The organism is Kitasatospora sp. NPDC101235, assembly GCF_044767505.1.
GTDB lineage: Bacteria > Actinomycetota > Actinomycetes > Streptomycetales > Streptomycetaceae > Kitasatospora.
On record NZ_JBIWNZ010000002.1, the window covers coordinates 309,780 to 323,299 of the forward strand.

Consider the following 13,520-nt stretch of genomic DNA (forward strand, 5'->3'; position numbering starts at 1 on the left):
GAACCACCAGGCCCGGCCCCGACTCCGGGCCCACACCCAGCACAAGGGGGGAATTCGTGTCCCACACCGAAGAGGCCCGGCAGGCGCCGGTGCTCCACCTGGAGAACGTCACCCGCGTCCACGGCCACGGCGCCGCCGAGGTCCAGGCCCTGCGCGGCGTCGACCTCAAGGTCCACCCCGGCGAGTTCGTCGCCGTCATGGGCCCCTCCGGCTCCGGCAAGTCGACCCTGCTCACCCTGGCCGGCGGCCTGGACACCCCGAGCGGCGGCCGGGTCCTGGTCGAGGGCGTCGCCCTCGGCGAGCTCAACCGCAAGAAGCTCGCCCAGGTCCGCCGCCGCTCCGTCGGCTACGTCTTCCAGGACTACAACCTGATCCCGGCGCTCACCGCCGCCGAGAACATCTCGCTGCCGCGCGAACTCGACGGGCTGTCCACCCGCGCCGCCCGCCGCGAGGCCCTCGCCGCCCTGGAGGAACTCGGCATCCCCGAACTCGCCGACCGCTTCCCCGATGACATGTCCGGTGGCCAGCAGCAGCGCGTCGCCATCGCCCGCGCCCTGATCGGCGACCGCCGCCTCGTCCTCGCCGACGAACCCACCGGCGCCCTCGACTCCACCACCGGCGAGGCCGTCCTCGCCGTCCTGCGCGCCCGCTGCGACGCCGGCGCCGCCGCCATGATGGTCACCCACGAGGCCCGGCACGCCGCCTGGGCCGACCGGGTCGTCTTCCTGCGCGACGGCCGCATGGTCGACGAGTCCGTCAGCCAGGACGCCGCCAGCCTGCTCGTCAGCGCCGCCACCAACAGCATGAAGGTGGACGAGTGAAGCTCAGCGCCTGGCGGGTGGCCCTGCGCATGGCCCGCCGCGACGCCCTGCGTTCCAAGGGCCGCAGCGCCCTCGTCATCGCCATGGTCGCCCTGCCCGTCCTCGGCGTCACCGGCGCCGACGTGGTCTTCCGCAGCGCCGACCTCACGCCCGCCGAGAAGGCCGTACGGTACATGGGCCAGGCGACCGGCGAGCTGTACATGACCGAACGCGGCGCCTCCGTCAAGCAGGCGCCCGACCCCGAACAGGGGTACAGCGTCAAGCGCGCCGAGGACGACGTCAAGGAGGGCGAAGCCCCCAAGTACACCCCCGCGCAGCAGCGCGCCCGGGACACCGCACCCGCCGAGCTGGCCCGCCAACTGCTCCCGGCCGGCGCCACCCTGGTGCCCGAGCTCTCGGGCCCGTACACCGCCGCGAGCAGCACCGAGGGCCTGATCAGCACCCGGGTCAGCGAGGCCGACCTGGCCGACCCGGTCTGGCGGGGCCGGATGAACCTGGTCCAGGGCCGCGCACCCGCCGCCGACACCGAGGCCGCCGTCACCCGGGACTTCCTCAAGCGCTCCGGGCTCAAGATCGGGGACAGGACCGCCGTCCGCGGTCTGGAGGCCAGCACCTTCACCATCACCGGCGTCTACGAGTACCCCGGCGACCTGCGTGCCACCGAGCTCACCGCCCGCCCCGGCACCCTGCTCAACCGGCTCCCCAAGCCGTCGGGCGACTCCAACAGCCCGACGGAGGGCCCCGGCGGCGCGACGAAGGGCCCCGACGAGCCCACCCGCTGGCTGGTCAAGCTCCCGGCCGGGGCCTCGATCGACTGGCAGAAGGTCAAGGAGCTCAACGAGTACGGCTTCGTGGTGACCTCGCGCACCGTCCTGGCCGACCCGCCGGCCCGCGACGAGGTCCCGTACTTCGTCGAGATGAAGCAGTACGGGGGCGGCACCAACTACTTCAACCGGACCGACGTCGTCATCCTCGCCACCGTCGTCGGCATGGCCCTGCTGGAGATCGTCCTCCTCGCGGGCCCCGCCTTCGCCGTCGGCGCCCGGCGCTCCCGGCGACAGCTCGGACTGCTCGCCGCCGCCGGCGGTGAACGCGCCAACGTCCGCGCGGTCGTGCTCGGCGGCGGCGTCGTCCTCGGCATCACCGGCGCCGTGGTGGGCCTGGGCCTCGGCACCGGCCTGGTCGCCCTGCTGCGTACCAGCGCCGAGGAGTACTCCGGCCGGCGCTTCGGCCACTTCGCCGTGCTGCCGCTCGACCTGCTCGGCATCCTCCTGGTCGGGCTCGTCACCGGCCTGCTGGCCGCCGTCGTGCCCGCCGTCCAGGCCTCCCGGCAGGACGTCGTCGCCGCGCTCACCGGCCGTGACGCGCTCAAGCCGCCGAGCCGCAAGCTCGCCGTCCTCGGCCTGCTGATGCTCGGCGGCGGCGCGGCCCTCGCCCTGTACGGCGCCACCAGCGGCGTCGGCAACCGCAGCTTCGCCGTCCTCGGCGGCTCGGCCGTCGCCGAGCTCGGCATGGTCGCCCTCGTGCCCTACCTGGTCGGCCTGTTCGGCCGGCTCGGCCGCTGGCTCCCGCTCGGCCCCCGGCTCGCCCTGCGCGACTCGGTGCGCCACCGCGGCCGCACCGCGCCGGCCGTGGCCGCCGTGATGGCCGCCGTCGCCGGCTCCGTGGCCGTCAGCGTCTACATCGCCAGCTACGAGGAGCAGTACCGGCGCGAGTACGTCGCCTCCGGCCCGTCCGGGGCGGTCATCCTCGGCAGCGGCTGGCTGTCCGACGAGAAGATGCTGCCGCAGATGCGCGAGGCCGTCGAACGCAGCATCCCCGACCTCGGCCCGCGCGCCGACGTCCGGCGCGTCCAGCCGAAGGGCGACTGCTCCGAGGGCAGCTACTGCGGCTACGTCAGCGTCGAGCTGCCCAAGGAGGACCGCTGCCCGCTCATGGACTCGGACGAAACCCTCTCCGACGCCGCGCGCAATCAGATCCTGAGCACCGACAAGCGCTGCCAGACCGACCACCGCCGCGGCAGCCCGTTCAACCCGGTGACGGCCGGTGACGCCACCCTGCTGCGCAACCTCTACGGAGTCACCGACGCGGTCGGCGGCCAGGCCCTCGCGGCCGGCAAGGCCGTGGTCTTCGACGCCCGCTACATCAAGGACGGCAAGACGATCCTCCGGTCCAGCGGTCTGGCCACCGGCAACGGGGGCGGCCCGGCCAAGCCCACCCACACCGAGATCGCCGTGGACGCCGTCCTCGCCGCACCCACGGTGCCAGCCCCGGCCCAGGTCGTGGTCAGCCCGGACACCGTCGCCCGGCTCGGCTTCGCCACCACCCCGGCCGGTTCGGTCTGGCTGCCCGGTGGCATGCCCTCGGACAGCGCCCAGCAGAAGGCCGACGGCGCGCTGGCCAAGGTCAGCGACCACGACGTGCTCAAGATCGAACGCGGCTACGAGTCCCCGGCCGGACTGATCCAGCTCGGCCTGAACGTCTTCGCGGGCATCGTCGCCCTCGGCGCGGCCGGCATCGCCACCGGACTGGCCGCAGCCGACTCCCAGCGCGACCTGACCACCCTCGCGGCGGTCGGCGCCGAGCCCCGCATCCGGCGCTCGCTGTCCGGCTTCCAGTGCGGGGTGATCGCCGCCATGGGCGCCCTGCTCGGCGTGGTCTGCGGCGTGGTGCCGGGGGTGGCGCTGCGCAAGGTCGAGGCCGCGGCGAACAGCTACCCCGGCATGAGCCCGGAGGAGCTCGCCAACAAGGCGAGCCTGGTCTTCCCGTGGCCCGCCATCGCCGCCACCGTGCTGCTGCTGCCGGTGCTCGCGGCCGCCCTCGCGGCGCTGATGACCCGCTCGCGGATCACCCTGCTGCGCCGCTCGGGCTGAGCCCGGTGCACCCGTCCGTCACCCCCGTCGCGCGTCACCGCCGCGACGGGGGTGACGGAGGTTACAGCCCCCGGAGCGCCCGGCAGCCGGACGGCCGGGGCGGGCACCCGCACGGGCGAACTACAGTCGTCGGTATGACGAGAACCCCGGACAGCGTCGTCCGCTCCTACATCGATCAGCACCAGGCCGCCTTCCTCGCCGACCTCTCCGAGTGGCTGGCCATCCCCTCGGTCTCCGCCGACCCGGCCCGGTCCGGCGACGTGCGGCGCTCGGCCGAGTGGCTGGTCGCCAAGCTGTGCGAGACCGGCTTCCCGGTGGCCGAGGTGTGGGAGACCGACGGACTGCCGGCGGTGTTCGCCGAGTGGCCCTCCGGGGATCCGTCCGCGCCGACCGTCCTGGTCTACGGGCACCACGACGTGCAGCCCGCGGCCCGGGAGGACGGTTGGGAGACCGAGCCGTTCACCCCGACCGTGGTCGACGGCCGGCTGTACGCGCGCGGCGCCGCCGACGACAAGGGCCAGGTGTTCTTCCACACCCTGGGCGTGCGCGCCCACCTGGCCGCCACCGGCCGCACCGCGCCGGCCGTCAACCTCAAGCTGCTGATCGAGGGTGAGGAGGAGTCCGGCTCGCCGAACTTCGCCGACCTGGTCCGGCGCGAGGCCGGGCGGCTGGCCGCCGACGTGGTCGTCATCTCGGACACCGGCATGTGGTCCGCGACCACGCCGACCGTCTGCACCGGTATGCGCGGCCTGGCCGACGCCCAGGTCGACCTGTACGGGCCGGACACCGACATCCACTCCGGTTCCTTCGGCGGCGCCGTCCCCAACCCGGCCCAGGTCGCGGCGGAGATGGCCGCCGCCCTGCACGACACCGACCGCAGGGTCGCGATCCCCGGCTTCTACGACGGCGTCATCGAGCTGACCGAGCGCGAGCGCGAGCTGTTCGCCGAGCTGCCCTTCGACGAGGAGCAGTGGCTGAAGGTCGCCAAGTCGTACGGCACCCGCGGCGAGGCCGGCTACTCCACCCTGGAGCGGATCTGGGCCCGCCCGACCGCCGAGGTCAACGGCATCTGGGGCGGCTACACCGGCCCCGGCGGCAAGACCATCGTCCCGGCCTCGGCCCACCTCAAGCTGTCCTTCCGGCTGGTCGCCGGACAGGAGGTTGAGAAGGTCCGCGAGGCGGTGCGGGCCTGGGTGGCCGAGCAGGTGCCCGAGGGCATCCGGTACGAGCTGGTCTTCCCGGGTGCGACCCGCCCCTGCCTGACCCCGCTGGACCACCCCGCGCTCCAGTCCACCGTCCGCGCGATGGGGCGGGCCTTCGAGCAGAAGATCCTCTTCACCCGCGAGGGCGGCTCCGGCCCCGCCGCCGACCTCCAGGACGTGTTGGGCGCGCCGGTGCTGTTCCTCGGCATCTCGGTGCCCTCGGACGGCTGGCACTCGGTCAACGAGAAGGTCGAGCTGGACCTGCTGGCCAAGGGCGTGGAGACCGCCGCGTACCTCTGGGGCGACCTGGCCGAGAACTTCCGGCCGGGGGCATGACCCCCGCTGCGTGCACCATGGCAGCCAGATCACTCATCCGGATGATTCACCACGTGGGGATGGAACAGACGTGAGCATCGTGCCTGAGACCGAGCGCCCGCTGCCCCTGGCACTGGCCCGGTCCGGGGTGGACCGGGCGGCCGAGCACCGCTTCGACGAGCCCTGGCTGGCGGCCGCCTGGAGCCACCCGAGCACCCGGGTCCTGCCGATCGCCGGCGGCGAGGCGTTCGTGGTCGACACCGCGCAGGGCACCGAGCTCGTGTTGCTGCCCTCCTTCGAGGCGCCGCAGACCGGCGACCGGTACTTCCTCGGCACCGACCAGGACGGCGTCTCGTACTTCGCGCTGGCCGGCGAGAGCCTGCCCGGGCGCCTGGACGGCGACGCCCGCCCGGCCGGGCTGCGCGAGGTCGGCGGGCTGCTGTCCGACCGGGACGCCGGGCTGCTGGTGCACGCCGTGGCGCTGGAGCACTGGCACCGGCTGCACAGCTTCTGCTCGCGCTGCGGGCACCCGACCGAGAAGGCCGGCGCCGGGCACGTGCGGCGCTGCACCTCCTGCGCGGCCGAGCACTACCCGCGCACCGACCCGGCGGTGATCATGGTGATCACCGACGAGCAGGACCGCTGCCTGCTCGGCCGCCAGGCGCTGTGGCCGGAGGGCCGCTGGTCGACGCTGGCCGGCTTCGTCGAACCGGGGGAGTCGATCGAGCAGGCGGTGGCCCGCGAGGTGCACGAGGAGGCGGGCGTCCAGGTCGGCGAGGTGCGCTACGTCGCCAGCCAGCCCTGGCCGTTCCCGTCCAGCCTGATGCTCGGCTTCACGGGCCGGGCGCTGCCCGGCGGCACCGAGATCACCGTGGACGGCGAGGAGCTGGCCGAGGCGCGCTGGTTCTCCCGCGAGGAGCTGCGGGCCGGGATGGAGGCGGGCGAGATCCTGCCGCCGTCCGGCATCTCGATCGCCCGGCACCTGGTCGAGCTCTGGTACGGGGAGCCGCTGCCCTCGGCGGCGCGCTGGTAGTCCCGTAGGAAAGGGGCCGGCCGGAAAGGGGCCCGCCTGAAGGGGCCCGTACGAAGAGAGGCCATACGAAAGGGGGGCGCGTGGACAATTCCATGCGCCCCCCTTTTTTCGTTCCAACCCCTTCCCGAATTCTCCACGACCAGCTGTTCGTATCAGGACGGGCCAGTTCTGCTACTGGGAGTCGACCGCGCGGGCCCGGGGTCGACCCGCTCGGACGATATTGCCGGAAACGGCTGAAACCGGCTCACCGCGCTCGCTACATTCACGAGGGTGACAATCCCCCGGGGCACCGCCCAATCCCCCAAATACCAGCGCCTCGCCGCCGACCTGCGCCGCCGGATCGCCGAGGGCGAGTTCACCGCCGACGCCGCCCTGCCGGTCGAGAGCGAACTGGAGCGCCAGTACGGCGTCGCCCGCAACACCGTCCGGCTCGCCGTCGACGTCCTGGTCAACGAGGGCCGCCTGGTCCGCCTCCAGGGCAAGGGCACGTACCTGCGCGAACACCCCGTCCTGGACCACCGCGCCTACGGACCCTGCCCGCCCGCCACACCGCGCGACTGCCTCGCCGCACCCTCCGCCGTCTACCTCGGCGAGGCCGACGAAGCCGGGCGGGAACTCGGCACCGACTTCGAGATGATGATCGTCCGGGCCCGGGTGGACATCGCCGAACGGCTCGGACTGCGCCCCGGCGAGGCCATCGTGGTCCGCCGCCAGCTGCGGCTGCTCGACCGCGAGCCGTACTCGATCGAGGAGAGCCACTACCGGGCCGGCCTCGCCGCCGGCACCCCGCTGATGGAACCCGACCCCGTCGAGGGCGGCGACGAGGCGGTGCTCGCCACCCTCGGGCGCGCCGAGATCGGCGCCGTCGACCACCTGGTCGCCCGGATGCCCGGCCCCGAGGAGGCCCAGTGGTTCCAGGGCGGCCCCGGCGTGCCGCTGATGGTGCAGACCCGCGTCACCTACGACCGGCGCGGGCCCGTGCGGGTCATCGAGACCCGCTACTCGGCCGACCGCAGCCGGCTCGTCTACGGCGTCGGCGACCTCGGCGCGCGCACCACCCTGCCCGCCCCCGCCACGCCCGTCGACCCGGCCCGGGCCGACGCGCCGTGACGCGCGCCGGCCCGGCGGCCCGGGCCGGTCGGACTCAGGCCGCCAGGGCCTTCTTGACCTGCAGCAGGCTCGGGTTGGTCATCACGACCTGCTCGCCGCCGCCGGCCGGCGTCACCAGCACCGTCGGGACGGTCTGGTTGCCGTTGTTCACCGACTCGACGAAGGACGCCGACGCCGGGTCCTCCTCGATGTTGATCTCGGTGTAGCCGATGCCTTCACGCTCCAGCTGGCTCTTGAGTCGGTTGCAGTACCCACACCAGGTCGTGCTGTACATCGTCACGGTGCCGGACATCGAGGGGGCTCCTTGGAAAGAGAGGTGCGTACGGTCTCCGGCAGGAACGTCCACCGGGCGGCGGGCATTCCGGCACGCCGTCGACCGTCATGCGGAGCGATCATCCTGCGATCACACCGGGCCTGTGGACAACCCCGCCCGGGTTGTCCCACCGGGCTGAGAGGATGGAACGTATGCAGGAAGACCTCTTGAGCGGCAGCCCGTACGACGGCCCCCACGGCTCCCCCTGGGCCGACCCCGGCGCCGCCACGGGCCCGGACGCCGTGCTCGCCGGGCTCGACCCCGAGCAGCGCGCCGTCGCCACCGCCCTGCACGGCCCCGTCTGCGTCCTCGCCGGCGCCGGTACCGGCAAGACCCGCGCCATCACCCACCGGATCGCCTACGGCGTGCGCAGCGGCGTCTACCACCCCCAGCAGGTCCTCGCCGTCACCTTCACCGCCCGCGCGGCCGGCGAGATGCGTGGCCGGCTGCGCCAACTCGGCGCCGACGGCGTCCAGGCCCGCACCTTCCACGCCGCCGCGCTGCGCCAGCTCCACTACTTCTGGCCGCGCGCCGTCGGCGGCCCCGTTCCCCAGCTCCTGGAACGCAAGGTCCAGCTGGTCGCCGAGGCGGCCGGCCGCTGCGGCCTGCGCGTCCAGCGCACCGAACTGCGCGACCTCACCGCCGAGATCGAATGGGCCAAGGTCACCCAGACCGCCCCCGAGGACTACCCCGCGGCCGTCGCCAAGTCCGGCCGGGAGGCCCCCCGCGACCCGGCCGAGACCGCCCAGGTCTACCGCGTCTACGAGGAGACCAAGAGCCGCCGCGGCACCATCGACTTCGAGGACGTCCTGCTGCTCACCGCCGCGATCCTGGAGGACCGCCCGGACATCGCCGACCAGGTCCGCTCCCAGTACCGGCACTTCACCGTCGACGAGTACCAGGACGTCTCCCCGCTCCAGCAGCGCCTGCTCGACCAGTGGACCGGCCCCGACGGCGGCGCCAGCCTCTGCGTCGTCGGCGACGCCAGCCAGACCATCTACTCCTTCACCGGCGCCACCCCCGACTACCTGCTGAACTTCCGCAGCCGGCACCCCGGGGCGACGGTGGTCAAGCTCGTCCGCGACTACCGCTCCACCCCCCAGGTCGTCCACCTCGCCAACGGACTGCTCGCCCAGGCCCGCGGCGAGGCCGCCCGGCACCGCCTGGAGCTCGTCTCCCAGCGCGAGGCCGGCCCCGAGCCGGTCTACACCGAGTACGAGGACGAGCCCACCGAGGCCGAGACCACCGCCCGCCGGATCAAGGAACTGCTCGCCGCCGGGGTGCGCGCCAGCGAGATCGCGGTGCTGTTCCGCACCAACGGCCAGTCCGAGGTCTACGAGCAGGCCCTCGCCGACCTCGGCGTCCCGTACCAGCTCAAGGGCGCGGAGCGGTTCTTCGAGCGCCCCGAGGTCAGGGACGCCGGCGTGCTGCTGCGCGGCGCCGCCCGGGCCGCCTCCGACCCGCTCACCGACGGCGCCCCCGACCTGGCCGGCCAGGTCCGCGCGGTGCTGGCCGCCCGCGGCTTCACCGCCGAGCCCCCGGCCGGCTCCGGCGCCGTCCGGGACCGCTGGGAGTCCCTGGCCGCCCTGGTCCGGCTGGCCGAGGAGTTCGAGCGCACCCGCACCGCGGCCGGCCAGGGAACCGACCTCGCCGCCTACGTCGCCGAACTGGACGCCCGCGCCGCCGCCCAGCACGCCCCGGCCGTCGAGGGCGTCACGCTGGCCTCGCTGCACGCCGCCAAGGGCCTCGAATGGGACGCCGTCTTCCTGGTCGGCCTCACCGAGGGCACCCTGCCGATCATCTACGCCAAGACCGACGAGCAGGTCGAGGAGGAGCGCCGCCTCCTCTATGTCGGCGTCACCCGGGCCCGCAAGCACCTCAGCCTCTCCTGGTCGCTCTCCCGCTCCCCGGGTGGCCGGGCCGGCCGCAAGCCCAGCCGCTTCCTGGACGGGCTGCGCCCCGGCTCTGCCGCCCCGGGCGCACGCACCGGCGCGCGCGGCGGGCGCGGCGGCGTCGAGCCGGGCGAGCGCTCCGCCGCGCGGCGGGTCCGCGGACCGGTCAAGTGCCGGGTCTGCGACAAGGCGCTCACCGAGGCCGTCGAGCGCAAGCTGCGCCGCTGCGAGAGCTGCCCGTCCACGATGGACGAGGGGCTGTACGAGCGGCTGCGCGAGTGGCGGGCCCGGCAGGCGAAGAAGCAGGGCGCGCCGGCCTACGTGGTGTTCACCGACGCCACGCTGATGGCGATCGCCGAGGACGTGCCCGCCGGCCGCCGGGAGCTGGCAGCCATCTCCGGGGTCGGCGCCATGAAGCTGGACAAGTACGGGGCCGCCGTGCTCTCGTTGTGTGCGGGGGAGGAGCCCGAGGAGGATCCGGACGACGTCGAGGACGGTGGTCCGGCCGATCCCGCCTGAGCCGGTCCGGGCACGGCCCCGAGGGCTGTCCGGGTGGCTTCGGAACCCGTTGTGTGACGTGCCGAAGAACTCGCGTGAAAAATAGTTTGCGCCACGTGCCGGGAGCGCAATAGCCTGCCGGAGCGGTCAAGGGGACGCGGTCGCACGGGGTGAAACCTGTGCCGGCGCCCCTCGCTCGAGAGCTTCACCCAGAGCTTTACCGAGACAGACATCCGAACATTCGGAGCCAGGGAGACCAGGCTCCGCGAGACGCCGAGAGGAGGCGAAGACAGTGGGAAACATCATGATCACCAAAATGACTGGCCAGACCGTTGTCGCTGCCTCCCTGCGTGCCGCCCGTCTGCGGGCGCTCGCCGAGCTCGGTGGAACCGGTCTGGGTCTCGACACCACCGGTGTCTCCGTCGTCCCCGCTGTCAGTGGTCTTGGACACACTGATCTGTGCTTCACGGGCAGCAGGAGCGTCGACGGCACCTTTGTCGAGACCGGTCTGTCCCGTGACTGGGCGTCGTTCGGCACGTCGTGCTCCCTGCGCGACGAGCGACCGATCCAGGCACCGAAGGCGGCTGTAGCCGCCGCCATGCATGGCGGCTATGCGCAGGTCATCGGTGCCGGAAACACCCAGAAGCAGAACGAGCAGCAGATTAACCAGGCCAAGGCCGCCTTCGCGGGCGCCAAGGCCGTCCGGATGTGGGCCTTCCGCGGCCCTGAACCCTGGAGAGAACGAACCTGAGCCAACCTCAGGTCGGCACCTCCAGGGCCGCGGAACCCGTCACCACCGGGATCCGCGGCCCTTCTGTTTTGTCCGGTACGCAAGACCACCCAGGCCCTCCGGGGCCTCCGGCCCAGCACCACCAGTCCCCTGGGCCGGAACCACTGAGAAAAGACGAGGAAGACGCCCACAGTGTCCACGGTCATCACACCGCCCACCCCGTCCGTACCGCCGACAAGCCAGATCACCAAGGCCGACCAGGCCGACCCCCCGGAGGTTCCTTCCATGCAGCTCAGCTCGATCGAGCAGGCCGAGTCCCTCGGTCTCCCCATCCCCTGCCGCGCCTTCGACCCCGAGGTCTTCTTCGCCGAGACGCCGGCCGACGTCGAGTACGCGAAGTCCCTCTGCGGCACCTGCCCGGTGAAGGACGCCTGCCTGGCCGGCGCCCTGGAGCGGCGTGAGCCGTGGGGCGTCTGGGGTGGCGAGCTGTTCGTCCAGGGCGTCGTGGTGGCCCGCAAGCGTCCCCGTGGCCGTCCGCGCAAGACCGAGGTCATGGCGTGAACCCCGCCGTCGAGGCCAGGGCCGTCCGCCGGGGAGAGCAGCCCCCGCTGGACAGCGCCCTCCGCCGATCCGTGCGGATCGCCGCCGCCAAGGCCGATGCCGCAGCCCGCATCCCGTTCCCGAGCAAGCACCACGAGCAGGACCACGACATGAACCCCGCCGCCGTCGATCCCACCGCCCGCGCCGAGCAGGCCACCGAACTTCAGACCCAGAACAGGATCCTCGAGATGCAACTCCTCCACGAATCCCTGGCCCGTGCCCATATGCAAGACAGGCTGCACGAGGCCGAGAACCAACGGCTCATCAGCCGGGTCGTCCGGGCCCGCAAGCTCAGGCAGCGTGCCGAGCGGGCCTCGATGCGCGCCCGCAAGGCGCTCGCCGTCGCGCTGATGTAGGGCTTGCCGGCCCGCAGGCCCGTCGTCGACAGGCCCTCGCCGGCTCCGGTCCCACCCCCGTCGTGCCGCAGGCCGCTCCCCGTCGCCGGGGAGCGGCCTGCGGCCGTTGTCGCGGTGCCGGCGTCAGTCCTTGCGGACCCGGGCGGGCTCGGCGAACTCGGGGGCCGAACGGGCCTGGCGGACCGGCTGAGCGGGCTCGGTGGGCTTCGCCGACGGGTGCTCGGCGAACTCGGGCAGCCACTCCAGCATCTCCGTGCGGAACGGCGCCTTGGCACCCAGCTGGCAGAGCACCCCGATGGTGCTCAGCGTCACCCGGTGGATCAGCAGGTACGCCGGCGGCAGGTTCAGCTGCTTGCCCAGGTTGTAGGCGGGCGAGCGCGGATCGGCGATCCGGGCCGCCTGGGCGCGCATCCAGGGCCGGGTGAAGTGGAAGTTCTCCACCGCGGCCGGCTCGATGATCGGCAGCAGGTAGTCCAGCACCGCGTCCGGATCCAGCCGGATCGAGGGCTTCACGAAGCCCTCCGTGCGCAGCATCTGGAGCACGCCCGTCGCGTCCCCGGCCAGCGCCATCCGCAGCGAGGCCCCGATCGGCGCGGGAAGCCCGCCGGGCAGCCGGTCCACGGTGCCGAAGTCCAGCACGCCCAGCCGCCAGCCCGACACCGGGCCGTCGTCCTTCAGCAGCCGGAAGTTGCCCGGGTGCGGGTCCGCGTGCAGCAGACCGGTCCGGGACGGGCCGGCGAACAGGAACCGGGCCAGCAGCTGCCCGGCGCGGTCGCGCTCCTCCTGGGTGCCGTCCGTGATCACCTCGGCCAGCGGGGTGCCGCCCATCCACTCGGTGACCAGCACCTGGTCGGCCTGCGCCACGACGCCCGGCACCACGATGTCCGGGTCGCCCGTGAACTCCTCGGCGTGCCGGCGCTGGGCCTGTGCCTCCAGTTCGTAGTCCAGCTCCTCCGAGACGCGCTCGCGCAGCTCGGTGATCAGCGGCTTGACGTCCAGCCCGGGGATCAGCGGGCCCAGCAGCCAGGCCACCCGGCTCAGCTGCGAGAGGTCCGAGAGCAACGCGTCGCCCGCGCCCGGGTACTGCACCTTGACGGCGACCGTGCGGCCGTCGTGCCAGACCGCCTTGTGCACCTGGCCGATCGAGGCGGCGGCCGCGGGCCGGTCGTCGAACTCGCGGAACAGCTCGCGCCAGTCGTCGCCGAGCCGCTGGGCGAGTGCCGTGTGCACCTTGGCGGCGGGCATCGGGGGAGCGGCGTCCTGGAGCTTGGTGAGCGCCGCCCGGTACGGCCCGGCGACCTCCTCGGGCAGCGCGGCCTCGAAGACGGACAGCACCTGCCCGAACTTCATCGCCCCGCCCTTGAGTTCACCGAGGACCTTGAACAGCTGGTCGGCGGTGGCCTGTTGGAGCTCGGCGGTGACCACCTCGGCGGAACGGCCGCCGATCCGCTTGCCCAGGCCGAGCGTGGCGCGGCCGGCTATTCCCAGCGGCAGGGCAGCGAGCCGTGCCGTGCGGGTCATTGCCTTGCGCGGAAGATCGCTCACCCGGGGCCTCCATTCCCTGGCCGTCCGGTTCCGGACGGCCGACCATCTCTACGCCATTGTGCCCGCTCCCCGACTCGGGTCGGCCGCTATTTCCCGGGCCCCTCCCCCCCTCCCCCCACCCACCCTCGCCACCCACCACCCGCCCACCTGCCTGCCACCCGCCCGCCTCGTACCCGGAGCGGTGGCTCCCGGTCCCCTGGCGGCCCGCGCTCTGCCCAGGGCAGAGCGCGGG

At 73.4% G+C, this 13,520-nt stretch carries 11 protein-coding genes; 9 read left to right on the plus strand and 2 right to left on the minus strand.

Features of this window, described 5'->3' with window-relative positions:
- Window positions 1-56 precede the first annotated feature (56 nt).
- The 5 genes from ACIRRH_RS04835 (at window position 57) to ACIRRH_RS04855 (ending at window position 7,354) form a co-directional block, all read left to right on the plus strand.
- Entirely contained in the window at window positions 57-821 is a 765-nt protein-coding gene (locus ACIRRH_RS04835; RefSeq protein WP_403061802.1) for an ABC transporter ATP-binding protein, read from the plus strand.
- The gene (locus tag ACIRRH_RS04840) at window positions 818-3,694 is read left to right on the plus strand and encodes an FtsX-like permease family protein (protein ID WP_403061805.1); all 2,877 of its coding nucleotides are present in this window, start codon (window positions 818-820) and stop codon (window positions 3,692-3,694) included. Before ACIRRH_RS04835 ends, ACIRRH_RS04840 begins: the two co-directional genes overlap by 4 nt.
- Window positions 3,695-3,828: 134 nt before the next feature.
- The gene (locus ACIRRH_RS04845; RefSeq protein WP_403061808.1) at window positions 3,829-5,232 is read left to right on the plus strand and encodes a dipeptidase; all 1,404 of its coding nucleotides are present in this window, start codon (window positions 3,829-3,831) and stop codon (window positions 5,230-5,232) included.
- Between the two features lie 70 nt (window positions 5,233-5,302).
- Window positions 5,303-6,244: an NAD(+) diphosphatase gene (nudC, locus tag ACIRRH_RS04850; RefSeq protein ID WP_403061811.1), complete on the plus strand. Its 942-nt coding sequence runs from the start codon at window positions 5,303-5,305 to the stop codon at window positions 6,242-6,244.
- 270 nt (window positions 6,245-6,514) lie between these two features.
- On the plus strand, window positions 6,515-7,354 hold the full coding sequence (locus ACIRRH_RS04855; RefSeq protein WP_403061814.1) for a GntR family transcriptional regulator: 840 nt from the start codon (window positions 6,515-6,517) through the stop codon (window positions 7,352-7,354).
- A 34-nt stretch (window positions 7,355-7,388) separates the two neighbouring features.
- On the opposite strand, the gene ACIRRH_RS04860 is transcribed toward ACIRRH_RS04855, so the two are convergent.
- Entirely contained in the window at window positions 7,389-7,646 is a 258-nt protein-coding gene (locus ACIRRH_RS04860; RefSeq protein WP_224285395.1) for a mycoredoxin, read from the minus strand.
- A 164-nt stretch (window positions 7,647-7,810) separates the two neighbouring features.
- On the opposite strand from ACIRRH_RS04860, the gene ACIRRH_RS04865 reads away from it, so the two are divergent.
- The 4 genes from ACIRRH_RS04865 to ACIRRH_RS04880 all read left to right on the plus strand — a co-directional run bounded on the left by ACIRRH_RS04865 (window position 7,811) and on the right by ACIRRH_RS04880 (window position 11,743).
- Window positions 7,811-10,078, plus strand: a complete 2,268-nt coding sequence (locus tag ACIRRH_RS04865) for an ATP-dependent DNA helicase UvrD2 (RefSeq protein WP_403061817.1) — start codon at window positions 7,811-7,813, stop codon at window positions 10,076-10,078.
- 271 nt (window positions 10,079-10,349) lie between these two features.
- Window positions 10,350-10,808 carry a hypothetical protein gene (locus ACIRRH_RS04870; RefSeq protein ID WP_403061820.1) on the plus strand — a complete coding sequence of 153 codons (459 nt, stop codon included), beginning with the start codon at window positions 10,350-10,352 and terminating at the stop codon, window positions 10,806-10,808.
- 171 nt (window positions 10,809-10,979) lie between these two features.
- Window positions 10,980-11,348: a WhiB family transcriptional regulator gene (locus ACIRRH_RS04875; RefSeq protein ID WP_374120130.1), complete on the plus strand. Its 369-nt coding sequence runs from the start codon at window positions 10,980-10,982 to the stop codon at window positions 11,346-11,348.
- Window positions 11,345-11,743, plus strand: coding sequence for a hypothetical protein (locus ACIRRH_RS04880; RefSeq protein WP_403061823.1), 399 nt, complete (start codon window positions 11,345-11,347; stop codon window positions 11,741-11,743). Before ACIRRH_RS04875 ends, ACIRRH_RS04880 begins: the two co-directional genes overlap by 4 nt.
- Window positions 11,744-11,866: 123 nt before the next feature.
- On the opposite strand, the gene ACIRRH_RS04885 is transcribed toward ACIRRH_RS04880, so the two are convergent.
- Entirely contained in the window at window positions 11,867-13,288 is a 1,422-nt protein-coding gene (locus tag ACIRRH_RS04885) for an ABC1 kinase family protein (protein ID WP_403061826.1), read from the minus strand.
- Window positions 13,289-13,520: the final 232 nt, after the last annotated feature.